This is a genomic window from Bradyrhizobium sp. SZCCHNRI3052, from assembly GCF_032484895.1.
In the GTDB taxonomy this organism is placed as follows: Bacteria; Pseudomonadota; Alphaproteobacteria; order Rhizobiales; family Xanthobacteraceae; genus Bradyrhizobium.
In genome coordinates this window covers 94,353-119,595 of record NZ_JAUETW010000016.1, presented here as the reverse complement: position 1 = coordinate 119,595, position 25,243 = coordinate 94,353, and the positions used below count along the sequence as shown (strand labels likewise).

The 25,243-nt window shown below is 62.7% G+C and carries 21 protein-coding genes; 12 read left to right on the top strand and 9 right to left on the bottom strand.

The window, feature by feature from the left end; genetic code table 11:
- Nucleotides 1-19: 19 nt before the first annotated feature.
- Complete coding sequence (locus tag QW887_RS30880; RefSeq protein WP_315712949.1) at nt 20-1,009, bottom strand: zinc-dependent alcohol dehydrogenase family protein; 990 nt, start codon at nt 1,007-1,009, stop codon at nt 20-22.
- A gap of 246 nt (nt 1,010-1,255) precedes the next feature.
- Here QW887_RS30880 and QW887_RS30875 point away from each other — a divergent pair, with 246 nt between their 5' ends.
- On the top strand, nt 1,256-3,949 hold the full coding sequence (locus QW887_RS30875; RefSeq protein ID WP_315712948.1) for a bifunctional acetate--CoA ligase family protein/GNAT family N-acetyltransferase: 2,694 nt from the start codon (nt 1,256-1,258) through the stop codon (nt 3,947-3,949).
- Between the two features lie 38 nt (nt 3,950-3,987).
- Here QW887_RS30875 and QW887_RS30870 read toward each other — a convergent pair whose 3' ends face one another.
- Nucleotides 3,988-4,494 (bottom strand): phage holin family protein, encoded by a 507-nt coding sequence (locus QW887_RS30870; RefSeq protein ID WP_315712946.1) that lies wholly within the window; start codon nt 4,492-4,494, stop codon nt 3,988-3,990.
- A 430-nt stretch (nt 4,495-4,924) separates the two neighbouring features.
- On the opposite strand from QW887_RS30870, the gene QW887_RS30865 reads away from it, so the two are divergent.
- The 3 genes from QW887_RS30865 to QW887_RS30855 are packed head-to-tail and all read left to right on the top strand — an operon-like array spanning nt 4,925 to nt 7,947.
- A complete protein-coding gene (locus QW887_RS30865) occupies nt 4,925-6,061 on the top strand; it encodes an ABC transporter permease (RefSeq protein WP_316169724.1) in 1,137 nt (378 codons plus the stop codon).
- A 2-nt stretch (nt 6,062-6,063) separates the two neighbouring features.
- A complete protein-coding gene (locus tag QW887_RS30860; RefSeq protein WP_315712944.1) occupies nt 6,064-6,843 on the top strand; it encodes an ABC transporter ATP-binding protein in 780 nt (259 codons plus the stop codon).
- Between the two features lie 3 nt (nt 6,844-6,846).
- Nucleotides 6,847-7,947, top strand: coding sequence for an ABC-type transport auxiliary lipoprotein family protein (locus QW887_RS30855; RefSeq protein WP_315712943.1), 1,101 nt, complete (start codon nt 6,847-6,849; stop codon nt 7,945-7,947).
- Between the two features lie 10 nt (nt 7,948-7,957).
- Here the strand turns inward: QW887_RS30855 and QW887_RS30850 are convergent, their stop codons facing one another.
- Nucleotides 7,958-8,275, bottom strand: coding sequence for a cytochrome c (locus tag QW887_RS30850; RefSeq protein WP_315712942.1), 318 nt, complete (start codon nt 8,273-8,275; stop codon nt 7,958-7,960).
- 138 nt (nt 8,276-8,413) lie between these two features.
- Between QW887_RS30850 and QW887_RS30845 the strand changes: the two genes are divergently transcribed.
- Complete coding sequence (locus QW887_RS30845) at nt 8,414-9,127, top strand: helix-turn-helix domain-containing protein (RefSeq protein ID WP_315712941.1); 714 nt, start codon at nt 8,414-8,416, stop codon at nt 9,125-9,127.
- Between the two features lie 571 nt (nt 9,128-9,698).
- Nucleotides 9,699-10,430, top strand: a complete 732-nt coding sequence (locus QW887_RS30840; protein ID WP_315712940.1) for a Crp/Fnr family transcriptional regulator — start codon at nt 9,699-9,701, stop codon at nt 10,428-10,430.
- A gap of 29 nt (nt 10,431-10,459) precedes the next feature.
- Here QW887_RS30840 and QW887_RS30835 read toward each other — a convergent pair whose 3' ends face one another.
- The 3 genes from QW887_RS30835 to QW887_RS30825 all read right to left on the bottom strand — a co-directional run bounded on the left by QW887_RS30835 (nt 10,460) and on the right by QW887_RS30825 (nt 12,652).
- Nucleotides 10,460-10,705 (bottom strand): TRAP transporter large permease subunit, encoded by a 246-nt coding sequence (locus QW887_RS30835; protein ID WP_315712939.1) that lies wholly within the window; start codon nt 10,703-10,705, stop codon nt 10,460-10,462.
- A 206-nt stretch (nt 10,706-10,911) separates the two neighbouring features.
- Nucleotides 10,912-11,910: a TRAP transporter substrate-binding protein gene (locus tag QW887_RS30830; protein WP_315712938.1), complete on the bottom strand. Its 999-nt coding sequence runs from the start codon at nt 11,908-11,910 to the stop codon at nt 10,912-10,914.
- Nucleotides 11,911-11,965: 55 nt separating this feature from the next.
- Nucleotides 11,966-12,652, bottom strand: a complete 687-nt coding sequence (locus QW887_RS30825; protein WP_315713634.1) for a GntR family transcriptional regulator — start codon at nt 12,650-12,652, stop codon at nt 11,966-11,968.
- Nucleotides 12,653-13,013: 361 nt separating this feature from the next.
- Between QW887_RS30825 and QW887_RS30820 the strand changes: the two genes are divergently transcribed.
- From QW887_RS30820 to QW887_RS30800, 5 genes are all read left to right on the top strand, one after another.
- Nucleotides 13,014-15,101, top strand: a complete 2,088-nt coding sequence (locus QW887_RS30820; RefSeq protein WP_315712937.1) for a molybdopterin oxidoreductase family protein — start codon at nt 13,014-13,016, stop codon at nt 15,099-15,101.
- 187 nt (nt 15,102-15,288) lie between these two features.
- Nucleotides 15,289-15,555: a hypothetical protein gene (locus QW887_RS30815; RefSeq protein ID WP_315712936.1), complete on the top strand. Its 267-nt coding sequence runs from the start codon at nt 15,289-15,291 to the stop codon at nt 15,553-15,555.
- Nucleotides 15,556-15,822: 267 nt separating this feature from the next.
- Nucleotides 15,823-19,248, top strand: a complete 3,426-nt coding sequence (locus QW887_RS30810; RefSeq protein WP_316195795.1) for an acyl-[ACP]--phospholipid O-acyltransferase — start codon at nt 15,823-15,825, stop codon at nt 19,246-19,248.
- On the top strand, nt 19,248-19,985 hold the full coding sequence (locus tag QW887_RS30805) for an esterase/lipase family protein (RefSeq protein WP_315713633.1): 738 nt from the start codon (nt 19,248-19,250) through the stop codon (nt 19,983-19,985). The genes QW887_RS30810 and QW887_RS30805 overlap by 1 nt, the downstream gene beginning before the upstream one ends.
- Before the next feature lie 72 nt (nt 19,986-20,057).
- Complete coding sequence (locus QW887_RS30800; RefSeq protein WP_316195794.1) at nt 20,058-20,837, top strand: enoyl-CoA hydratase/isomerase family protein; 780 nt, start codon at nt 20,058-20,060, stop codon at nt 20,835-20,837.
- A 694-nt stretch (nt 20,838-21,531) separates the two neighbouring features.
- Here QW887_RS30800 and QW887_RS30795 read toward each other — a convergent pair.
- Nucleotides 21,532-22,539: a DUF418 domain-containing protein gene (locus QW887_RS30795; protein ID WP_316195792.1), complete on the bottom strand. Its 1,008-nt coding sequence runs from the start codon at nt 22,537-22,539 to the stop codon at nt 21,532-21,534.
- 341 nt (nt 22,540-22,880) lie between these two features.
- On the opposite strand from QW887_RS30795, the gene QW887_RS30790 reads away from it, so the two are divergent.
- Complete coding sequence (locus QW887_RS30790) at nt 22,881-23,747, top strand: GNAT family N-acetyltransferase (RefSeq protein WP_316195791.1); 867 nt, start codon at nt 22,881-22,883, stop codon at nt 23,745-23,747.
- A 1-nt stretch (nt 23,748) separates the two neighbouring features.
- Here QW887_RS30790 and QW887_RS30785 read toward each other — a convergent pair whose 3' ends face one another.
- Both QW887_RS30785 and QW887_RS30780 read right to left on the bottom strand, forming a co-directional pair.
- Nucleotides 23,749-24,111 carry a VOC family protein gene (locus QW887_RS30785; RefSeq protein WP_316195789.1) on the bottom strand — a complete coding sequence of 121 codons (363 nt, stop codon included), beginning with the start codon at nt 24,109-24,111 and terminating at the stop codon, nt 23,749-23,751.
- An 87-nt stretch (nt 24,112-24,198) separates the two neighbouring features.
- Nucleotides 24,199-25,203: an SDR family oxidoreductase gene (locus tag QW887_RS30780; RefSeq protein WP_316195786.1), complete on the bottom strand. Its 1,005-nt coding sequence runs from the start codon at nt 25,201-25,203 to the stop codon at nt 24,199-24,201.
- Between the last annotated feature and the right edge of the window lie 40 nt (nt 25,204-25,243).

Sequence of the window (25,243 nt, the reverse complement as noted above, 5' to 3'; positions counted from 1 at the left end):
CGGTCTTGCCACGTTCAATTCAAAAGTCCGGGATGAGCACCGCCGCGCCGACGACGTCACCCCGCCTCAGGCGGGCCAGAACGTCATTTGCGTCGGATAGCGGATAGGGCGTCGTATGGGTCCGTATTTGAGCCTGCTGCGCGACTCGCAGGAAATCGAGACCGTCTTGCCGCGTCAGGTTGGCGACGGACACCACCTGGCGTTCTCCCCAGAGGAGGGAATACGGGAACGTCGGAATGTCGCTCATATGGATACCTGCGCAGACCACCCGGCCGCCCTTCCGAACAGCCCGCAGAGCGGCCGGAACAAGCTCGCCAGCCGGCGCGTAGATGATGGCCGCGTCCAGAGCAACATCGGGACGCTGGCCCGCCGCTCCGGCCCATGTGGCGCCAAGTTGGCGCGCGAAATCCTGCGCAGCCTGGTCGTGCTCGCGGGTGAACGCGTAGATCTGGCGCCCCTGCCAGCGGGCGACCTGGGCAACGATGTGACCGGCCGCGCCGAATCCGTAGATGCCGAGCTTCTCGGCCTTCCCTGCCATGACCAGGGATCGCCAGCCGATCAGGCCGGCGCACAACAGCGGTGCGGTGGCGATGTCATCCTCCAGGCCTCCGAGCGGGAACGCATAATTTGCGTCGACGACGGTGTGGGTCGCATAGCCGCCATCGCGCGTATAGCCGGTAAACGTCGGCTGGTCGCAGAGATTTTCCATACCACGTGCGCAGAACGTGCAGTGGCCGCATGTATGCCCCAGCCATGGAATTCCGACCCGCTCGCCGAGCCTGTGCGTCGTCACACCAGGACCAATCTGATCGACATGACCGACGATCTCGTGTCCGGGGATGATCGGATACCGGATGTCGGGAAGCTCACCGTCGAACACATGCAGGTCAGTGCGACACACACCGCATGCCCTGACCTTGACGCGGATCTCACCGGGACCAGGATCGGGGTCCGCGAGTGTCTCGGGCTGCAGAGGCGCTCCGGGCTTTCGCAGAACCATCGCTCGCATCGGAGAGCCTCTCGGACGAATTTGCAGGGTAATAAGATAATCAGCCCGGCAATCGTTTGATGCTCGTCAAGGACTTGGTTCGAATACTGCGGCCTACCGAGCAGAGCCGGCAGGTACGGTCGGGGAACGGAGCGGTATTGCATCACTATGCTGGGATGATAAGTCGCGCTAGACCCGCTGCGGATTGAAACTAAGATCAATCTCCGGGATTCACCCGCCTTTCACCAACTGATGTTGGACGTGCAAATGTCGACCTACCGATTGCGGAACCTGCTTTTGCCTCGCTCCATCGCTCTGATCGGAGGGAGTCCGCGACCGAACTCGGTAGGGAAGGCCATTCTCGACAATATCGTCAAGGCGCGGTTCGAGGGCAAGCTTGGCCTGGTCAATTCCCGCTATCGGGAAATATCCAACATCGCAGCCGTTGGCAGTCTCGCCGAATTGGCGTTTGTGCCGGAACTTGTGGTGATCACGACGCCACCCCCTTCGATCCCGGATCTCATTCATCGCGCAGGCGCGTTAGGGACGGCAGGGGCTCTGATCATTACCTCGGGTCTCGGGCACGGAGAGGGGTCCCTCGCCGATCAGGCAGAGAAGGCAGCGCAGAAATACGGCATGCGTCTCATTGGGCCGAACTGTCTCGGCATCATGATGCCGACCATCAAGCTCAATGCGAGCTTTTCGGCGCACATGCCGGTTGCAGGCAGCCTGGCGCTCATTTCACAGTCCGGCGCTATCGCGGCGGGGATGGTAGATTGGGCTGCTCAGCGCGGTGTTGGGTTTTCTGGAATCGTCTCGATCGGCGATCAGTTGGACGTCGATCTCGCAGATCTTCTGGACCACTTCGCGCTGGACGGTGGGACCCGCGCGATCCTGCTCTACATCGAAGCCGTCAAGGACGCTCGAAAGTTCATGTCCGCGGCGCGAGCGGCGGCGAGGGTCAAGCCGGTTGTGGTCGTGAAATCGGGCCGCGGTGCCGTCGGTGCGCAAGCTGCCGCGACACATACGGGCGCGCTGGCGGGAGCGGATGCCGTCTACGATGCGGCTTTTCGCCGGGCCGGCGTTCTGCGGGTCTCCGATCTGCGCGAGTTGTTCGACTGCGCCGAAACGCTGGGGCGGGTGGAGTCGCCCATGGGCAAGAGGCTCGCCATTCTCACGAACGGCGGCGGGATCGGCGTGCTCGCGGTGGATCGACTGGTCGAGCTCGGAGGCGTGCCTGCCGCACTCTCGCCGGTCGTCCACGACAAACTCGACGCCATCCTGCCGCCGACCTGGTCCGGATCCAACCCGGTCGACATCGTCGGCGATGCCGATGCTGCACGCTACACGCTCGCGCTCGAGGCGCTGCTCGCCGATCGAGCCAACGATGCAATTCTCGTCATGAACGTTCAGACCGCGATTGCATCCGCGAGCGCCATTGCCACGGCTGTCACCGAGTTCGTCAGTACCTATCGAAAGCAGCACCGGCGCTGGGCAAAGCCGGTTCTGGCGGCATGGGTCGGTGCGGAGCAGTCGGTCATCGAGACCTTGAGCGGGGCAGGAATTCCGAACTACCCAACGGAGGATGATGCCGTTCGCGGCTTCATGCATCTCGTTCGTCATCGGGAGGTGGTCGAATCGCTTGCCGCTGTGCCGCCGGCCATGCCGAGCTCTTTTGCGCCCGACGTCGAGGCAGCCCGCAGAATTGTAGCGACAGCCCTCGCCGACGGGCGGACCTGGCTCGATCCGGTCGAGATCAGTCGCCTGCTGGAGGCCTATGATATTGCGATGGTGCCGACGTTCGCTGCGTCCTCGGTCGACGAGGCGGTCGGATATGCGGAGCAGTTGTTCGCTCAAGGCACAACTGTCGTGCTCAAGATCTTGTCGAGAGATATCATTCACAAATCCGACGTCGGCGGTGTCGTGCTCAATCTCACTACGGCCGAGGCCGTGCGTAACGCCGCGAACGAGATCATGGCCCGCGCGAAGGCCGTTCGGCCCGACGCACGGATTTCCGGCGTGATCGTGCAAGCCATGATCGTCCGCGCCAAGGCGAGGGAGCTGATCATGGGCATTGCCGACGATCCGACCTTTGGAACCGTGATCGTGTTCGGCAGGGGCGGTACCGCCGTCGAGATCATCAACGACAAGGCGCTCGGTCTGCCTCCGCTCGATCTCCATCTGGCGCGAAACCTCATCGAGCGGACGCGCGTCTCACGATTGCTGCGCGCCTATCGTGATGTCCCAGCGGTCAAGCCCGATGCAGTCGCACTGGTGCTGGTCAAGCTTGCGCAGCTTGCAGCAGACGTTCCGGAGATTCGCGAACTCGATATCAATCCGCTGCTCGCCGACGAGAGCGGCGTCATGGCCGTCGATGCGCGCGTCGCCGTCGGCAGGGTTCCGCCGAAATTCAAAGGCTCTGGTCCGTCGAATTTCGCCGTTCGGCCCTATCCGAGCCAATGGGAACGGCATCTCCAGGTCAAGGACGGCTGGCGGATCCTTGCGCGGCCGATCCGACCCGAGGATGAGCCAACCATTCATGAGTTCCTCAAGCATGTCACTGCGGAAGACCTGCGTCTTCGATTCTTTGCTCCAATGAAGGAGTTCACGCACGAGTTCATCGCGCGCCTGACGCAGCTCGACTATGCGCGCGCGATGGCTTTTGTGGCTCTCGATGAAGCGACAAACGAACTGGTCGGCGTCGTGAGGATTCACTCCGACTCGGTCTACGAGAGCGGGGAATACGCGATCCTGTTGCGGTCGGATCTCAAGGGACGCGGACTCGGCTGGGCATTGATGCAGCTGATCATCGAATACGCCAAGTCGGAGGGCCTGAAGATGATCTCCGGCGACGTCCTGCAGGAGAATGTCGTCATGCTGGAGATGTGTAGGAATCTCGGTTTCGAGGTCAAAACCGATCCAACCGAGCGCGATCTTTGCAATGTCAAACTCAGGCTCTAAGCTCAGATCTTCGGTGTCCTCTCACCCGGTCCATCGGTTCAGGTCGGATGGTGGTCGTCATTGGACGGCGGACTCGCCGCCTCGCCTTCGGAAGCGCCATGCGAGCGGAGAGTTCTGATGATCATCGTCGCAATGGGAACGATGAGCAGCGGAATGAGGCTGTTGAGCGGATGGTTGACCACGCTCGAGATTCGGGACTGCAAAGCTCGTGCTTCCAATTGCAGCGAGTCCATCGCCGAGGAGTGAATCTCGTTGGCTAGTTCGAGTTCCCGGCCGGACGGTGCACGGGATGCGATGATCAGCAGGATCGCCGCAATCGCGATATTGCAGGCTCCGAGTGCCGCGGCTGCCACGACCGCGGAGGTGACCTGGACCAATGCAAGATAAGCCGCCAGCTCGAACATCAGGAGGCCAAAGACGGCGATCAGCGCCGCAAAGGCCCGGAGGCCAAGCCCGACGAGCAAGTGCCGAAGCCTGATGTCGGCAATGACCCGGTCCGTCCGCCAGAGAAGGCGTAAATGTTTAACGACATTTTCGGTATCCACTTAAGTTCTCCGCAGCAGGAGGCCAACGGCAAGCCCGAGGGCGAAGGCCGAAGCCGTCGCCACGATCGGACGATCCCTGATCATTCGTTCCACCTGAACGTCTGTCTCGCTTAGACGCATGTCTAGCGCCTCGATCGCTGCAGCGAGCATTCCGGCGGCTGGTTGCGCGTCCGGTTGTCACGCGGCGTACCCGCGCCCCGCAACAGCTGGCTTAGCTCTCGCGTCAGGCTCTCCAGCTCGGTCCGGAGGGTCGTCGGGTCGATGGCCATGTTTTGTCCTTGCGTCAAAATCACTGTAGAACGTAGCTCGGCACGATGCTTGATTTCGCTCAACCCGTTGCGCTGACGGGATTGACGCAGATCAAGCGAGGCAGATCGGCGCGATTTAGGAACGGGTGTGCCTCGGCACGCCGACTGAGGGAGACATCCAATTGCGTGCTCATCCGGGACTGACCGCGGCGACGACGGAGGATGTGCTCGAGCTTCGTCCGAGCGGATCATGGGTGTCCCTGAACGTGGCAGAGCTCGAGAGCTTGACCAGCTCTGTCGGCAACAGCATCAACAGCGCGACCGCCGTGAAGCTCGATCTTGGGGCCGTCAGCGAAATCGATACCGTCGGTGCTTGGTTGCTTGAGAAGCTCGGCCGCCGGGCTGCTGCGGGCGATCGTCGGGTCGAGATGATCGGGGTAGCAGAAAACTACATCGGCCTCGTCGAGGAGGTCCGGCAGGTCAATCGACGAGTCGTCGAGCCGGCACCGAGACTGAACCCGATCCTCGCCAAACTCACCGACCTCGGTCGTTCGAGTCTGGGGGCCGCCCAGGACATCAAGGTGTTTCTGGACATGTTGGCCGCGCTGTTCTTTGCGCTGCTGCGCACGCTGCGCCGGCCTCAATCTCTGCGCGTGACCTCCCTCGTCTATCAGATGTACCGCATCGGGTGGCAGGCCATTCCAATCGTGGTGTTGATCACATTCCTGATCGGCGCCATCATCGCCCAGCAGGGGATCTTCCATTTTCGACGTTTCGGTGCCGAGTCTTACGTCGTCGACATGGTCGGAATTCTGGTCCTGCGCGAGCTTGGCGTTCTGATCGTCGCGATCATGGTGGCAGGGCGGTCGGGAAGCGCCTACACGGCCGAGCTTGGATCGATGAAGATGCGCGAGGAGATCGACGCGCTGGTGACGATGGGACTTGATCCTGTCGAGGTGCTGATTCTGCCCCGTATCGTTGCGTTGATCTTGACCTTGCCAATTCTCGCCTTCATCGGCTCGATGGCTGGCCTGTATGGAGGAGGGCTGGTGGCCCAGCTCTATGGCGGCATGGGACCGGCAATCTTCATCGCCCGGCTACACGATGCCATCTCGGTGACGCACTTCGAAGTGGGAATATTGAAGGCGCCGTTCATGGCCCTGGTGATCGGCATTGTTGCCTGCAGTGAGGGACTTCGTGTGAAAGGTAGTGCCGAATCGCTGGGGCAACAGACTACGACATCCGTGGTGAAATCCATTTTCCTGGTCATCGTGCTCGATGGTCTTTTCGCCGTGTTTTTTGCGTCCATTGGAATGTAGCGATGGATGATCTTGGCGTGTCCAGCGCGATCCGCGTGACCGATCTCGTTGTCGGGTTCGGCCGGCAGCTCGTTCTGAACAATCTTTCGCTCGACGTTCGTCGCGGTGAGATTCTCGGGTTGGTTGGCGCGTCGGGCGGCGGAAAATCCGTCCTGATGCGGACGATCATCGGACTCATTCCTCGGCGCAGCGGGACCATTGAGGTCATGGGGACAACCGTTGGGGGCGCCGAGGAGCGGACGACGCAGGCTGCAGCGAAGCGCTGGGGAATTCTGTTCCAGCAGGGTGCTCTGTTCTCGTCACTGACGGTCAAACAGAACGTACAGTTTCCGCTGCGCGAGAGCCTGCAGATGTCGCAGGAGTTGATGGATGAGATCGCGATAGCCAAGCTCGAAATGGTCGGCCTTCGCGCAGAGGACGGTGATAAATTCCCAGCCGAGCTATCCGGCGGCATGACGAAGCGCGCCGCGCTGGCGCGCGCCCTCGCTCTCGATCCGGCGATCGTATTTCTTGATGAGCCGACCTCCGGCCTCGATCCGATCTCCGCCGGCGACTTCGACGCCCTGATCAAGACGCTCCAGCTGACGTTGGGATTGACGGTGTTCATGGTGACCCATGACCTCGCCAGCCTCAACACGGTCTGCGACCGTGTCGCTGCGTTGGCCGATGGCAGGATCGTGGCGATTGGTCCTATGAGCGACCTCCTCCGATCAGAACATCCATGGGTCAAAGCCTATTTTCACGGCAAGCGATCCCAGATGCTGCAACCAAAAGCGAGTTGAAAGATGGAAACCCGTGCGCCCTTCGCTGTCATCGGCGGCTTCGTGCTGGCGGCCATCGTCGCGATCTTTGGCTTCGTTTACTGGCTCAACAACACCGGAGGACTCGGGCCTCGCACGACCTATCACGTGCAGTTCGAGGGCTCGGTGCCCGGCCTGCTGGTCGGGGCTGCCGTTCTGTTCAACGGAATCCGGGTCGGCGAGGTGACTGAGCTCGGTCTGGCGCCGAACGATCCGCGTCGGGTCAACGCAACGATTTCCGTGGCGTCGACGACCCCGGTGCGCGCCGACACCAAAGTAGGGTTGGAATTTCAGGGGCTGACCGGAGTGCCGGTGATCGCGCTGGAGGGCGGCGCGTCTGCAGGAGCGGCGAGTGCCGTATCGACCTTGATTGCAGAACCAGGCGCCGGACAAAGCATGACGCAGGCCGCCCGGGACGCCCTGCGGCGTGTCGACGCAGTTCTTGCGGAGAATGCCGGGCCGCTCAAAGATACGATCGCCAACCTCAAGACATTCTCGGACGGCCTCGCGCGGAATACCGGCAAGCTCGATGGAATCGTCTCGGGTCTGGAGAAAATGACGGGAGGCGGTGCTCCAGCACAGAAAGTCACCTATGATCTGAGCGCGCCAAGAGAACTGGGGCCGGTCAACAAGACCATCAAGGGTCAGCTCTCGATACCTGAGCCCACGGCCGTGGCGATGCTGCAGACTCAGCGCATGCTGTTCACGCCCACAAAGGACTACCCCGGGTTCGGTGATTTCCTGTGGGCTGACAGCATCCCCAAGTTGTTGCAATCACGTCTGATCGATGCCTTCGAGAACTACGATGTGGCCCACGCTCCGCTGCGGACATCCGATCTGGGCCAGCCGGATTTTCAGCTGCTGATCGATGTCCGCCGTTTCCGGATCAATGGCGATACCGCCGCGGTGGAAATTGGCCTGTCGGCTCGCCTCGTCGACAAGAACGGCAAGGCCATCGCGTCTCGGCTGTTTGACGAAAGCCAGCCCGTTGCCCGGCTTGATCCTGCTGATGCCGTGTCCGCCTTCGATGAGGCCTTCGGCCGGATTGCCAAATCGATTCTGACCTGGACGATACAGGCGCTCTGAATCGATCGGGCTATTCCAAGCTCTTCAAATACGAGAGCAGATCGTGGATCTGCGGCGGCGCAAGCTGGAATTGGGGCATGGCCGGGTGACCAGTCATGATCCCCTCCGCGAGCGCTTCGCCCAAAGATTCGATCGGGTAGCGGAGATGGAGGCTTCGGAACGGAGGAGCCGGTTCGAACGGGCTATCTCCCGTTCGACCAATGGCGTGGCATCGTGCGCAGTGGGCCTTCGCGAAAGCCTGTCCGCGTTGCTGCGCCGTCGACGCCGCGTATGACGGGGTCGCTAACGCAATCGCGGCGAGAAGGTGGCACAGAACAAGCCGCTGCATTCACGATATCCATTGGTTGGGAGTGGCGGCCACGATAGGGCCCGGATTGTTGGTTCGTTTGATTTGAATCAATCGGAACTTCGAGCGTCCGTTAGAATGCAATCATTCTCTTTGCGCTTGGCCCACCGGAGCCCCCGTATGAAGACGTCTCTTGTTGCAATCGATTTCCACGGGCAGGCCTGTGCCGATTGTGCCGTGCGGGGATTCAGTGTCTGTGCGTCGCTCGACCAGTTCGAAATGCGCGAATTCGAGCACCTCAGCCGCCGAGCGCATTTTGCGACCTGCGAGACGGTTTTCGCGCAGGAAGACACATCGTCCTGCTTCTACAATTTATTGGATGGGGTCATGAGGCTCTACAAGCTTCTCCCCGACGGACGCAGGCAGATCGTCGGATTTGCGCTCCCCGGTGACTTCGTCGGCATGACGACGGAGGAACGGCACGGATTTTCGGCTGACGCGATCGGTCCCGTCACCGTCTGCCAGTTCGCGAAGGGACCGTTCGGACGCTTTGCCGAGGACAAGCCGAATCTGCTGCGCCGGATGAACGAACTGGCCGTGCAGGAGCTGAATCAGGCGCGTGATCACATGGTACTTCTTGGGCGCCGATCAGCCGAGGAGAAGGTCGCGACATTCCTCGTTGGCTGGAGGGATCGGCTGGTGGAGCTTCGGGGACCCTCTAACATGGTACCGTTGCCGATGAGTCGGCAGGATATCGCCGACTATCTCGGGCTCACCATCGAGACCGTCAGTCGAACGTTCACGAAGCTCGAACGGGAGGGCATCATCGCGATCCTGCCCGGGGGCGTCTCGCTTCGGGACTCGGCACGAGCCGAAGCAATGGCTGCTGCCTGACATCGTTGGCGAAATCCGCATTGCATTGATCTGGATCAAGGACTGTCGCGCAGCCGGTAGGGAACTGTATCTCAAACTCGAACAGGGGAGAGAGACATGCCGCTCGACGCTATGTTGGTCAGCTTTGCAGTTGTGGGGGTCTTTGTCGGGTTCGCCGCGGTCCTGCTTTGGGCTGATTCACAGACAAGGCATCGGGTGTGAGGTACAGGCTACCCTTGGACTGCGGCATCTTGCGCTCAGAAGAGTAGCGCTGCTGGTCCGACGGGGCGGCTGGACGATTCCCACGCGCTGCACAATGTATGCCGGGCCCGTATCGGCGGCGGAAACGCCTCCGGCGTCGATTGGCACATGGCTTCGCCGTTGAGCGTTCGCCGCATTTTCCTGGACAATCCGCCGATCTGCCGTATTCCGAGGTGCAATGAAATCGAGGATCGGTGGTCGCAAGTCTGAGGGATCGTCTTTGCTGGTGGCTGTAGGCGTGTCCATAGTCCCCTGACATTCGCGGGGCTTTGGCCACCGGCTTTGGACCTCTCCCTTGGGCGGCGGTATTCGGACGCCTGGGAGATGCGGTGTGGCTGAGGAAAAGCGGGCGAGCGTCCGACCTACCAACAACGGCAAGCTGTCGGTGCTGCGTCAGCATCCGATTTTTCGTGAACTCGAGGCTGATGCGGTCGATCAGCTCTGCCGCTACGCCAAGCCGACATCGCTCAAGCGCGGTGCAACCATCTTCTCAAAAGGCGATCCCGGCTCGAGCTTGTATGCCGTGATCAGTGGCACCGTCAAAATCAGTGTCTCGTCGCCCGACGGCCGCAATGCTATCCTGAACCTGATCAGCGCCGGCGAGATATTCGGCGAAGTCGCCGTGCTCGACGGACGAGAACGTACAGCCGATGCAACGGCCAATACGAACTGCGAGATCCTGGTCATCGATCGGCGCGAATTCCTGCCGTTCGTAAAGAGCCAGCCGGTGCTGGCAATGAAGTTCATCGAGCTGCTTTGCGATCGGCTGCGCTGGACCAGCGACCAGGTCGAGCAGGTCATCCTTCAGGATCTTCCCCGCCGCCTTGCCAGTGCGCTGCTCGGCCTGACCGACAAGCGCAAGCTGGATGCCGCGAGCCGCACCATTGCCATCACGCAGCAAGAGATCAGCGAAATGGTCGGCATGACGCGGGAGAGCATCAACAAGCAGTTGCGTGCATGGGCGGCGCGGGACTGGGTCCGCCTCGAGCACGGGGCGATCGTGCTTCTGAACCCCGAGCCGCTACGCGGATTGGCGGAGGCTGGTCAAGACGAAGACGAGTAGGGGCGGCGAGGCATTTTCCGGCGTCCTACCTAGCCGATGATGGCCGTATCTCGCCGGCGGCGAGCTGGATTTCGGGGGCGGCGGACGACCAAATCCTTGGCCGGACCCGCTGGCCGTGGGGGATGGCCCTCGCGATAGGCGATCACGATGCAGAGCAGGATCAGCGAGAAGCCGAGCAGCGGCCCCGGGAATACACCCGCCATGAACAGCGCGCTGATCGAGATCGTCCCGCCGGTCGCGAGCGCGTGAAGGACGGCGTTAGGGCTTGGTGGCACCAGCACAACAGGACGGCCATCGCCTCGGGCCAGGAAGCGGCGCCGTTCAGGACGTAGCGGGTGAAGACCGCCCAAGGGATGACGGCTGAGATCAGCACGAGCGCCGTTACGCCCACGATGACGCAAGCGGGATACAGTGCATCCATCGCCCGGCGATAGAGTCCGGCCATCGTAAGCCTCCTGATCGTCCGAACCGAGCGTGCGGTCTATGCGATGTCCTGAATGCGCTTGATCATTTCTTGGTACTTCGGACCGTATTTGTCCCAGACCGGCTTCACGGCCTTCTGGAACGGCGCCTTGTTGGCGATTTCGACGATCTCGGAGCCACCGGCCTTGGCCTTCTCAATCGCTTCCCGCTCGTAGGCCTTCCAGAGTTCGCGCTCCTCCATCTGCGCTTCGCGCGCGAACTTCTTGATCAAGGTCTGGTCGTCGGTCGACAGGTTTGCCCAGGACCGCTTCGAGAACACGAGGATTTCCGGAATGACGAGATGCTGGGTGAGCGAATAGTACTTCGCGGCCGTGCAATGATTGCTGGAGACGTAGCTCGGCGGATTGTTTTCGGCCCCGTCGATCACGCCGGTCTGCAGCGCGCTGAAGACCTGATCGTAGCCCATCGCGACGCCGTTGCCGCCGAGCGCGTTCATCATGTCGATGAAGATGGGATTGCCGATCACGCGGATCTTCAGCCCCTTGACGTCCTCGACCGTCCTGATGGGCTTCTTGGTGTTGTAGATGCTGCGCGCGCCAGAATTCATCCAGCAGAGTGCGACGAGATTTGCGCTGGCATTGGCGCTGACGCGGTCCAGAAGGTCCTGACCGATCGGACCGTCCATCATCTTTTCAGAATGTTCGATGCTCTTGAACAGGAAGGGCATGTTGACGACGTTGACGTCGTCGACGATCGGGCCGAGCGCGCCGGCGCTGACCCGCAGTATCTGGATCGCCCCGATCTGGGTCTGCTCGATAGTCTCTTTCTCGCCGCCGAGCTGAGCGGAGGGATACATCTGGATCAACAGCCTGCCGTTGGTTGCCGCTGCAAGCTTCTTGCCGAGGTTTTCTGTTGCTGCAACCGTCGGATAACCCGGCGGCTGAACGTCGGATGCCTTGAACACCGCCTTCGATTGCGCAAGGGCGGCCGAGATCGGCGGCAGCGTTGCAACGCCCGCAAAGCCCACGCTCAGTCTGATGAAATCGCGTCTTTTCATGGCGTCTCTCCGACGGAATGATCGTGTCGCCGCAAGGTTCGATGCGATCATCTCGTTAGCCTGGTTGATCGAAATACTCTGGATTCTTGGTCTGAATTTCAGAGATGTCGTCGAGCAGGCGTTCCAGATGACTCGCCATGGCAGCCCTGGCACGATCCGGATCGCGCCGTTCGATGGCCTGGAGAATTGGTTCGTGCTCTGCGATCACTTCGGCCATCCGTCCGATCTGCGGCAGGGTCAGTCGACGATAGCGGTCGACGTGAACCTTGACCTGAACGATCAGCTTCCAGATCCCGGGATAGCCGGCGACCTCGGCGATGCCAGCGTGAAACATCTCGTCCGCCTGGTGGAAGGCTTCGCGATCCTTTGCGGCGCAGGCCTCGCGCTGACGTTCGAGGGTCGCATGCAGGTTGAGCAACTGGCTCGATGTCGCATGCTCGGCCGCCATCCGTGCGGTCGTCTCTTCGAGAGACTTTCGGATGATGATGGTCTCGGGGAGTGCTGCGACCGGAATGCGCGAGACGAAGATGCCGGACTGCGGAAAGATCTCGACCAGCCCTTCGTCCGCGAGTTTCAGAATGGCCTCGCGGACCGGTGTCCTGCTGACGCCATAGGCCGTCGCGATCTGCGCTTCCGAAATCGGTTCGCCCGGCAGGCGCACGAGCGACACGAGTTCGGACCTGAGATCGGTGTAGATGCGTGACGCTGCTGTCGCGCCGCGGGGGCGACCATTGCGGCGCATGCGGGCGACCACGGGCCGTGGCGCTGCGGCCAATTTCCTCGGGGGTCGACCGGACATCTTCGTTTCCTCAGCTGATATATTAATATATGAAACTGGCTTTGCAATCGAAATTGCCGTCAGCTGAGGACTCGTGATGGTGCACTGCGCTGTACGCAGGCAGCAACCACGAGCACGCAACAGAGCCTATCGTCTTTTCTTGCCGTCTTCATCTCGCCCCTAACGCCGGATCGGCCGTTGTCGGCGGCGACTTGTCCACATCCAGAAGCAAATCTGCGGTGGAGCAGACACGCACGAATCTCGTTCGTGCGAATGCCTCGCGAATGCTCTCGGCGGATGCATTCTTTGATGCTACCAATCGGGCATGAACCAGCAGACTCGGGTCGATATCCGCCATTCTACCTGCCCGCACGATTGTCCGTCGGCCTGCGCGCTCGACGTCGAAGTGCTCGATCGGAAGACGATCGGCCGCGTTCGCGGCTCGAAACGGCAGACCTATACGGCTGGCGTGGTTTGCGCCAAGGTCGCGAGATATGCCGAGCGGATTCATCATCCTGAAAGGCTGATGCATCCGATGCGTCGCATCGGTCCGAAGGGCTCAGGGCAATTCGCACGCATGTCCTGGGACGAGGCATTGGACGAGATCGCGGAGCGATTTCTCCAGGCGGAGCGCGACTTTGGCGCTCAGTCGGTCTGGCCGTATTATTACGCGGGCACGATGGGGCTCGTGATGCGCGATGGCCTCAATCGTCTCACCCATGTGAAGAAGTATTCGCGGTTCTACTCGACGATCTGCGCCAATGTCGCGCGTATCGGCTTTGCCATCGGCACTGGGAAGATCGCCGGCGTCGATCCGCGGGAGATGGCGCTCTCGGACCTGGTCGTGATTTGGGGCACGAACCCGGTGAACACGCAGGTCAATGTCATGACTCATGCCGCGCGCGCCCGAAAAGAGCGGGCCGCCAAGATCGCGGCGATCGATGTCTACGACAATGAGACGATGAAGCAGGCCGACATCAAGATCATCCTGCGCCCGGGCACAGACGGCGCCTTTGCCTGCGGCGTGATGCACGTGCTGTTTCGCGATGGCTTTGCCGACCGCGCCTATATGGAGAAGTACACGGACTGCCCTGCGGAACTCGAAGCGCATCTGCAGACGCGGACGCCGCAATGGGCATCGCAAATCTCTGGCGTTCCCGTGGCCGAGATCGAGGCGTTCGCCCGTCTGGTCGGAGAGACGAAGCGGACCTTCTTCCGACTGGGTTATGGCTTCACCCGCAGCAGGAACGGCGCGACGCAGATGCATGCGGCATCCTGCATTCCCGCCGTGACGGGCGCCTGGCAATACGAAGGAGGCGGTGCCTTCTTCAACAACGCGGCGCTGTGGCATTTCGACGAGTCCATCATCGAGGGCCACGACGCCGTGGATCATTCCACTCGCTTTCTCGATCAGTCCCAGATCGGGCGCATCCTAACGGGAGACGCGGTGGCCCTCTGTGGCGGCCCGCCAGTCAAGGCGATGCTGATCCAGAACACCAATCCGATGACGGTGGCACCCGAGCAGGAGCTGGTTCGCAACGGATTTGCGCGCGAAGACCTTTTCGTCGCCGTCCACGAGCAGTTCATGACCGAGACGGCGCAGATGGCGGACATCGTGCTGCCCGCCACGATGTTCATGGAGCATGACGATCTCTATTACGGCGGCGGCCATCAGCACATTTCGGTCGGACCGAAGCTGATCGACCCGCCCGGCGAGTGCCGGTCCAATCATGAGGTGCTGCAGGGCCTAGCGCGCCGGTTGCGGGCGGTGCATCCGGGCTTCGAGATGTCGCCGCGCGAGCTGATCGATGCGACGTTGAAGAAGAGCGGCCATGGCGATATCGCCGGGCTCGAGGCCGATGTCTGGCGTGACCTTCAGCCGGACTTTCGCACCTCGCACTATCTCGACGGTTTCGCGCACAGGGACGGTAAATTCCACTTCAAGGCCGACTGGGCTCATCCGCCATTCGGCCGCGTCATGGGCAATCCGGAGCGCATGCCGTCATTGCCCGACCATTGGGCGGTGACCGAAGAGGTCGATCAGCAGCATCCGTTCCGGCTTGCGACAAGTCCGGCTCGCTCGTTCCTCAACACCTCCTTCAACGAGACGCCATCGTCGCAGGCGCGGGAAGGGGGCCCCTCCGTCATGATCCATCCGCTGGATGCAGCCCCGCTCGGCATTGTCGACGGCGACATCGTCACGCTCGGCAATGAGCGCGGACAGACCTCGCTTGCCGCCCGGCTGTTCGACGGAGTTCAACGCGGGGTGCTGATCGCCGAATCGATCCATCCCAATCGCGCCCATATCAGTGGACGGGGCATCAACGTGCTCACCGCAGCCGACACCGTCGCTCCGATCGGGGGCGCTGCCTTCCACGACAACAAGGTCTGGCTGCGCAAATCGGCGGGCTGACCAGCTCGGCAAAGCCGAGTTATCAACATCCCTTTTGCTTCCAAGGCGTTATTCACCTCTCACGCCTAGGACGGGCCGTTCATAGGATTATTTTACCTTTATCTGGCCTCTTGCATTCTCCGCTTGAGCGTCGCTCAAATTTGTTGTAAGTATTTTTGAGCAACGCTCAAAAATATGGAGAAGTCCCATGCAGGTTCTCAGCTCTCGCGCTCCGCAACTTTTTTCGATCAATCCCATGGTGATGCTGAACGGTCTGGCCCGGTCCGCGTCTCACCTTTTGACGGCGCGTGTCGAGCGCATCGCAAATGCCTGTGATGTTGCCGGTCTGCTCGCTGCGCGACGAACGAGGCGGCTGGCCGGACAACGTCTTTTTCGTGCCGCCGGGCGCGAAGGGCACCGGCTTCGCCGTGGCGGCCTATTCGGCTGCTTCCGTTACCTGAGCGAACTGACCTGACCTCGTCTCGAATCACCATCTCAGGCGCAACGAAGCGGTCACCATGTCCTTGCGTTCCATACATCCCCTCCAGCTCCCACAGGTCTGGATAAGCCTTTTGCACACGACCTTCGCGCTACTCTTCGTGCTGGTCGGCGACCAACAGAGAACGCGAAAACGCATGACCGCGTCTAACGGGATGCATCACCGGCACCACCTCATTTCATCACCAACCAAGGCTCTTGCGGTCCTTGCGGCCAAGCCGCTGCAGCACACCAGGAATCGATCGTGATCAAGCAGTTGATGTCGTCGCGTCGTTTTGCCCCGCTGTTCTGGGCCCAATTCTCCTCGGCGCTGAACGACAACGTTCTGAAGAATGCGCTGGTCATCATGCTGCTCTACGGCGCCGTGGCAACGCATGGCGACGCGCTTGTGACCGTGGCGGGCGCCGTCTTCATCTTCCCATTCTTCATCTTGTCCGGGCTCGGCGGCGAGCTGGCGGATCGATACGTCAAGGGAATCGTGGCGCGCCGGCTCAAGTTCGCGGAAATCTTTGCCGCAGGCTTCGCGGCGCTGGGCTTCTTTCTGCATTCGATCCCGCTTCTGTTCGTCGCCCTCGGCATGTTCGGTGTCATCGCCGCGCTGTTCGGCCCCGTGAAATACGCGATGCTGCCGGATCAACTGACGGTCGGTGAACTCGCTACTGGCAACGCGCTGGTAGAAGGTGCGACCTTCATGGCCATCCTGATCGGCACCATCGCCGGCGGCCAGCTCGTCTCCGGCTCGTCGCATATGGGATGGGTCGCTCTCGCCGTCATCGGTCTCGCGGTGATCTCCTGGGCTTCGGCGTCGCGCATTCCGCACACTTCGCCGTCGGCACCGGATCTGCGCATCACGGCCAACCCTTGGACATCGACCTCGCACCTTCTGAAGTCGTTGCATGCCATGCCCCGGCTGTGGGACGGCATGGTGATCGTGTCGTGGTTCTGGCTGGTCGGCGCCGTCGTGCTGTCGCTGCTGCCCGCGCTGGTCAAGGATGTCGTCGGCGGCACCGAGGGTGTGGTCACCTTGTGCCTCGCCGTCTTCGCGATCGGCATCGCCATCGGCTCGCTGTTCGCGGCGCATCTCAGCCACGTCAGGCCGAATCTCGCGCTGGTGCCGATCGGCGCAATCCTCATGGGCGTGCTCGGTCTCGATCTGTCCTGGACGATCGGGACGACAGCGACCGCGAAGGACCTCTCGCCGCTCGCCTTCGTCGGCTCCTGGGCGGGAGCGCGCATGCTGATTGATTTCGCGGTGTTCGCCTTTGGTGGCGGCCTGTTCGTGGTTCCTGCCTTCGCCGCGGTGCAGGCCTGGTCGGAGCCGACTGAGCGCGCCCGGGTCATCGCTGCCGGCAACGTGCTGCAGGCCGCCTTCATGGTGGTCGGCTCGCTGGGCGTGGCCGGTCTGCAGGCCGCAGGCCTCTCGATCGCCTGGATCTTCTTCGGTCTGGCTTTGGCGAGCTTCGGCGCCGTTTGGTTCGTGCTCAACAAATGGGGCAGGGAGGGCGTGCGCGACTTCGGCGCGATGCTGTTCCGCGCGCTGTTCCGCACTGAGGTGCGTGGGCTGGAGAACCTGCCGCCGGCCGGCACCCGCATGCTGATCGCGCCGAACCATGTCAGCCTGATCGACGGTCCGCTGCTCCACGCGGTGCTGCCGATCGATGCCACCTTTGCCGTCGACACCGGGATCTCCAAGGCCTGGTGGGCGAAGGTCTTCCTGAAACTTGTAAGCCACATCACGATCGACCCGACCAAGCCGCTCGGTGCTCGCGATCTGATCAAGCTGGTCGCCAGCCAGGAACCGGTGGTGATCTTCCCAGAGGGCCGCATCACGGTGTCGGGCTCGCTGATGAAGGTCTATGACGGCACCGCGATGATCGCCGACAAGGCCGACGCCGTCGTGGTGCCGGTCCGCATCGAGGGCGCGCAGCGCTCGCATCTCAGCTATCTCAAGGATGGCCAGATCAAGCGCTCGTGGTTTCCCAAGGTGACGGTGACGATCCTGCCGCCGGTGAAGCTCACCATCGATGCGGCTCTCAAGGGCAAGACCCGCCGCAATGCAGCTGGCGCTGCGCTGCAGGACGTGATGATCGAAGCCATGGTGAAGAACGCCATGCTGGATCGAACGCTGTTCGAGGCGCTCGCCCATGCCCATCGCGACCACGACACCGGCAAGGTGATGATCGAGGATCCGCTCGGCACCAAGCTGACCTATCGCAAGCTGCTGCTGGGCTCGCAGGTGCTCAGCCGCAAGCTCGAGCAGGGCACGATGGTGGGCGAGAACATCGGCCTGTTGCTGCCGAACTCCGCCGGCGTCGCCGTGGTCTTCATGGCGCTGCAGTCGATCGGCCGCGTGCCGGCAATGCTGAACTTCTCCGCCGGCCCGGTGAACGTGCTGGCGGCGATGAAGGCGGCGCAGGTCACGACCGTTCTGACGTCGCGGGCCTTCATCGAGAAGGGCAAGCTCGACAAGCTGATCGCGGCGATCGAGGGGCAGGCCCGTCTGGTCTATCTCGAGGACGTCAAGGCCTCGGTCAGCCTGGCCGACAAGATCAAGGGAATGATCGACGGCACCAGGCCGCGCGTCGCCCGCAATGCCGACCACCCCGCCGTGATTCTGTTCACGTCCGGCTCCGAAGGCACGCCAAAGGGCGTCGTCCTGTCCCATCGCAACATTCTCGCGAACGCCGCCCAGGCATTGGCGAGGGTCGATGCCAACGCTAACGATCTTGTGTTCAATGTTTTGCCGGTGTTCCACTCCTTCGGCCTCACCGGCGGCATGATGATGCCCATGTTGGCGGGCATTCCGATCTATATGTACCCGTCGCCGCTGCATTACCGGATCGTGCCCGAACTGATCTATCAGACTGGCGCCACGATCTTGTTCGGCACCGACACCTTCCTGACTGGTTACGCACGCTCCGCTCATGCCTATGATTTCCGCACGCTGTGGCTGGTCATCGCCGGCGCCGAGCCGGTCAAGGATCGGACACGGCAGATCTACATGGAGCGTTATGGCATCCGCCTGCTCGAAGGCTATGGCGTCACCGAGACCGCGCCGGTGCTGGCGATGAACACGCCGATGGCCAACCGGGTCGGCACCGTCGGGCGCCTGTCGCCGCTGATGGAGTACCGGCTCGACAAGGTGCCGGGCATCGAGGAGGGCGGGCGGCTTTCGGTCCGGGGGCCCAATGTCATGCTCGGCTATGTCAGGGCCGAAAATCCCGGCGTGCTCGAGGCGCTGCCGGAGGGCTGGCACGACACCGGCGACATCGTCACCATCGACGCGCAGGGCTTCATCACGATCAAGGGCCGCGCCAAGCGCTTTGCCAAGATCGCCGGTGAGATGGTGTCGCTGACGGTGGTCGAGCAGATCGCCGCGACCTTGTGGCCGCAGGCGGCTTCGGTCGCGGTGTCGATCCCCGATCAGCGCAAAGGCGAGCGCATCGTGCTGATCACGACGCAGAAGGATGCCGAACGCTCCGCGATGCAGCGCCAGGCCAAAGGCCAAGGTGCGCCGGAGCTTGCGGTGCCGGCCGTCGTGATGGTGGTCGACAAGATCCCGCTGCTCGGTTCCGGCAAGACCGACTATGTCGGCGCCAAGGCACTTGCCGAGGCGAGTGCGGCAACCGCTACGACGGAGCGCGAGCCGGAGGAGCGGGAAGTCGCGTGATTGCATCGCTGCGCCGGCGTTCTCAGCACAGTGGCCCCCGCGGCGCGGGGGTTGTGCTGCTGCATGGCATCGCCGGCCGATCATTGATGCTGCGTCCACTGGAAAAGCGGTTGCAGCGCGCAGGTTTTGCGACGCTGAACCTCGACTATGAAAGCCGCAAGAAACCGCTCGAGTTTCTTGCCGACGACATCCGCCCGGCGATCGCCGATTTCACCGCCGGGATCGACGGTCCGATCCACTTCGTGACCCACTCGATGGGCGGGCTGCTGGCACGGGTCGCGATTGCGAAGCATCGGCCGGCGCGGCTCGGCCGTGTCGTCATGTTGGGAACGCCCAATGGCGGCAGCGAGCTTGCCGACCGGCTGCAGAACGTCGGGCTCTATCGCGCTTATTTCGGTCCAGCCGGCCTGCAATTGGTGACCACGAAGGACGTCACGCTCGCCTCTCTGCCACCCGCCGACTACGAGATCGGCGTGATCGCCGGCAACCGCTTCCTCGATCCGATCGCCGGGCTGTTCCTGCTGCCGTGGCCGAACGACGGCCGCGTCTCCGTCGAGAGCTGCAAGCTCGCCGGGATGACGGACCACACCACCATCAAGGCGTCGCACATGGGCCTGCTGGTGCATCCGACGTCGTTCCGGCAGACCATCGCGTTCCTGCGCACTGGCCAGTTCGAGCCGGTGCGTCCGCTGCTGCACGGGGTCATCGCCGAGATCGGCCGCCGCGCGGCCTCTTGACGCAAGTTTTCCTTGCCCGCGGCAGCTATCCCGCGACAATCTCGCATCCGACATCAAGCGACAGGCAAGGCGATGACCGACGACAGCGTGATTCTCGACAAGCGCGGGCAGGCCCTCTGGATCACCATCAATCGTCCGGAGAAGCGCAACGCGCTGAATGGCGACGTGATCGCCGGGATCTCGCGCGGCTATCGCACGGCGCATGACGATCCCGAGGTGCGCGTGATCGTGCTGACCGGCGCAGGAGACAAGGCGTTCTGCGCCGGCGCCGACCTGCAGAACTCCGGCGCGGCCTTCGCGATGGATTTCTCCCGCCCGAATGTCGATTACGCGGACTTGCTCCGGCTGTCGCAGAATTCCACCAAGCCGGCGATTGCGCGCGTCGGCGGCGTCTGTATGGCCGGCGGCATGGGCTTGCTGTGCATGACCGACATGGCGGTCGCAGCCGATCACGTCGTCTTCGGCCTGCCGGAGGTGAAGGTCGGCGTGTTCCCCATGCAGGTCCTGAGCCTCTTGCAGAGTATCGCGCCGCCGCGTCTCGTCAACGAATGGGCGCTCACGGGCGAGCCGTTCGACGCCAAGACTGCACAGGCTGCCGGGCTGCTCAACCATGTCGTTCCCGCCGCCGAGCTCGACGGCAAGATCGACTGGCTGATCGGCCGCATCGTCGACAAGTCGCCGACCGCCATCCGCCGCGGCAAATACGCCATGCGCGCCATCGCCTCGATGTCGTTCGACGAGTCCATCGCCTATCTCGAAAGCCAGATCGCGCTGCTCGCGATGACCGAGGACGCCAAGGAAGGTCTGAAGGCGTTTGTCGAGAAGCGCAAGCCGGTGTGGCCGGGGAAGTAGCTCGCTGCGGGTAGAGTGTGTGACGGCGGCTCTGTTGTTGCCGCTGTCATGCTCCGCGAAGGCGGAGCATCCAGTACGCCGAGGCCTCCCGGTTCGATGACCACGGCCTCTGGAATACTGGATAGCCGGCTTTCGCGGGCGATGACAGTGGAGGGGTGGAAAGGTTCTTTGCTCCAACAATATTTGTCCACATAGGGTGATACATGGATCCGCGATCTCGCGACGCTTCGCGTCCGAGTCTTGCGTCAGATTTCGCCCTCTGAACGAAGAGGGCGCAGGGAAGGCCGGGCGCTCGCCGCCCCCATGCCCGCCTGCAGGAAGAAAAGCAGGCGGCAGTGACCACAGGTTTGGCCGCAACTACCGGCCTTCCCTGCGCGACGGGCTTACGGCTTATACGTGGTCTCCCTGGTGCGCCGGGCTTTCAGACCACCATCCTCGCGCGAAGCAAAGCCTCGTCGCGAGTTGACATCAGCGTCGGGATGTCAGGACCACACGATTTCGCCGTCCGCCACGCCACCAGTCTTGCGCAAACGCGCCTGACGCCGCGACGGCCATCGCATCACCGGCCCAACGCTCGTGACGATCGCGAGGCGCCCCTCTCGTAGGCCGTGACGCCGGGAAATGAGCAGCTGATTTGCCCGACGGCGCAACACCCGTTGGGGTGCGACATAGTAACCCGACGGGTAAAGTCGCGTCAGGAGTGCGGCCGAAGCCGCATCGGCTGCAGCTTATTGTACATCAGGCTGCGCCACAGCCATTCGATGGGGCCGAACTGAAACAGCCTCAGCCAGCACCAGCTCGCGATCACCTGGAGCACATAGACGACCACGCCGATGCCAAGTGCGAGCGAGACGCTGAGCCGGCCGAACAGGCCGAGGCCATAGCCGTAGAACACGACGCCGAAGATGACGGACTGCATGAGATAGTTGGTGAAGGCCATCCGGCCGACGGGAGCCGCCCAGCCGAGCAGGCGGGCGCCCCAGATGGTGCTTGCAGCCGAAAGGATCAGCGCACCATAGGCAAGCGCCAGGCTCACAGTCGCAAGCGATGCGCCGGCGTCGATCGTGACAGCGAGTGCGGCCAGGGCCGTCAGCAGCAGCATGACGCGGTGATGCGGCATATCGCGCAGAAGGCCGGATCGCCAGATGACGATGCCGGCGAGGAAAAGTCCGAGCGTGCGCGGAAAGATCCACAAATGCAGCGGCGCGATGGCGCTGATTTCGGACAGCCGGAACACCAGGATCTGCGAGAAGTTGCCATTGGCATAGATGCGATTGGCATCGACAACATGCTGCATCATCCAGGAGGAGCTTAGTAGCGGCAGCACGGGAATAAGCCAGCTGGTGAAGTACAGCCCGAGCAGGGTGAGGCTGCTCGCGATCACCAGCCAGCTTGGCGCGAACAGGAACGGCAGCACGAGCAGTCCGGCAAGCGCATATTCGGTCAGGATGTCACCATTCCACAGCAGCGTCAGGTGCAAAATGCCGATCGCGAGCAGGACGAGCAGCCGCCGGAGCAGCAGGGGGATACGTCGCTCCGGAGCGATCCGGTCGAACTGCATGGCCAGCCCGATGCCGAACAGCAGCGAGAACAGGGCAAGCGCCTTCATGGAGACGGCGCGCGCGAGACCATCTTCGATGGACCGATTGAAGGGCGAGTCGCCGATGATGGTCCACAACAGATCGATCATCTCTGGCGACAATGAACCTCCGAAGAAGATTGTGCTGGTCTCATGCGTTGTCGTTGCCGGCAGAAATTGCTGGAAGATCGAGATACGGAACTCAAATACGACGTTGATGGCCATTACCCCGAACAAAGCGAGGCCGCGGAGGATGTCGAGGCTGACAAGACGGTCGGTGGTCGCGACGGAGGGAGGCGGACTTTGCGCGATGTCTCTGCTAGGAAGGGCTGTCAAATCGACCTCGGTGATACGACGTCTCATCGGCGCGGCGATGCCGACGGTGAAGCAGGAGCAGTGGAGATGGCCTCAGTCAAGGCTTCGTTGCTGATGCGCGGCTGTGTTCAAGGCATGAGGATGAGGACATGACCTCGTCCCATGCAGCCGACGGCCTCCTCATCCGAACGATGCGGCCTGACGAGATTCCACTAGTCCTCGACTGGGCGGCGGCCGAGGGCTGGAATCCCGGCCTGTCCGATGCCGCGTGCTTTTCCGTGGTCGATCCGCAGGGATTTCTCATCGCCGAACGTGACGGTGTGCCGGTCGCGACGGTGTCCTGCGTCAACTACGACGAACGCTTCGCGTTTCTGGGCTTCTACATCGTACGTCCTGATCTGCGCGGGCATGGCTATGGCCTGCGGCTCTGGCAGGCTGCGATGGCGCATGCGGGATCGCGTGTCGTCGGTCTCGACGGTGTCGTCGCGCAGCAGGACAATTATCGAAAGTCCGGCTTCAAATATGCCTATGCCAATGTCCGCTATGGCGGGAAGGCCGCTACGGTGCTGCCGGCTGCTGCGCGATCGGACTTCGTTGCGCTGAGCGACGTGCCGCTGGCCGGCATCGAGGCCTCCGACGCGGCTGTGTTTCCGGCGTCGCGCCGCGCGTTCCTGCAGGCCTGGATCGGAGCCCCCGGCCATGTCGGCCGCGCTGTCATCCGTGATGGCGCGCTTGCCGCCTGGGGCGTGATCCGGCCGTGCCGCACCGGCTCTAAGATCGGTCCGCTGGTCGCGCACAGCCGGGCCGATGCCGAGGCCATCGTCTCGGCGCTGCTGAGCGAGATCGGCGACTCCGAGGTCTTCCTCGATGTGCCGGCGATCAACCCGGAGGCGGTGGCGCTGGCGGAGAGTCTCGGGCTGAAGCCGGTGTTCGAGACCGCGCGGATGTACACCGGCCCGATCGCGCCACTACGCATCGAGCGGCTGTTCGGCGTCACCACTTTCGAACTCGGCTAGCTCATTTGCCGAGCGGCCGCGCGAAGCTCAATTCGTGACCGTCGGGATCGGTGAGATGGAAGTAGCGCTCGCCCCATTCGGCGTCGCGCGGCGCGGTGGAGGGCGAGAAGCCGGAAGCCAGCGCCTTGGCGTGGACGGCGTCGACGTCCGAGACATGAAAGATGATGCGGCCCCACCAGCTCCACTGCTTGTCCTCCGGCGTGGCGATCAGGTTGAGATAGCCCGCGCCGACTCGGAAGGTCGTGAACGGGGTGTCGGCGCCGCCATACGGGATGTCGTCGAAGCCGAGCGCGCGATAGAAGGCGACCGCGCGGGCCATGTCATGGGTGGCAATGGTGATCGCGCTGATGCTTTCGATGGTCATGCAGGCGCTCCGGACGGGAATGGATAGCGCGGAGCAGAAAAGCGCATCTCGCCGGTGTCACGCAAGCACCGCGTTGCAACGCGCGGCCTAGCGCCTCCCCCGCCGGCTCAGCGCCGCTCCCAGCGCAAAGAAGACAGCGGCCCCGATTGCGACGGTCGCGGCGCGGGCCACATCGCCGGGCACGAGCATCGCGTGCAGGGCCGCGCCACGGCTGAACGAGCCGCGGGTACGGTGCAGGCGTGTAACCGGGTGATCGAGATTGTCGGTGCGGTCGGGCACCAGCGGCACGTCGGTCTGCTGCCCGGCGATCGCCTTGGCGGCGAGGTAGCGGTCGAGCAAAGCCGGGGCGATGGCGTTGCCGAGGATGGTCAGCAGCGTCGGCCAGCCGATCCAATATTCGCGGAAGCTGCCATCGGCAACGCGATAGACGGCGTCAGCGATCACCTCAGGCTCCACCGGCCGGCCCATTGGCCGTGGCGTATGCGCAAGGTGCGCGCGAGCCCAGTCGAATTGCGGTGTGTTCACCGCGGGCAGATCGACGATGCAGAGCGTGATGCCTGAGCGCTCGTGCATCAGCTCGGCCCGCAGCGAGTCGGTGAAGCCCCGGATCGCATGTTTGGCGCCGCAATAGGCCGCCTGCAGCGGAATGCCGCGATAGGCGAGCGCCGAACCGATCTGGATGATGCGGCCTTCGCCGCGTCGGCGCATCGATCGCAGCGCCGCCATCGTGCCGTGCACGAAACCGAGATAGGTCACCTCGGTGACGCGGCGGAATTCCTCCGGCGTGATGTCGGCCACGGTCGAGAACACCGTTTCCATGGCGTCATTGATCCAGATGTCGACCGGACCCAGGCGCTGCTCGAGCCGCTCGGCAGCGTCGAACAGGGCCTGCGCATCGGCGACATCGACGGCCTCGTATTCGGCATGGGCAAACCGCGCCTGTAGCTCGCGCTGGACGTCGCGCAGCGCATGCTCATCGCGCGCGATCAGGCCGATGCGATCGCCGGCCTCGCCGAAGCGGTTCGCGATGGCACGGCCGACGCCGGCGGAGGCGCCAGTGATGATGATGGTGCGAGTTCGTCTGCGAGGCATGTCCGGTTCTCCACGCGCCCCGTCGTACAAACGTGCAGCA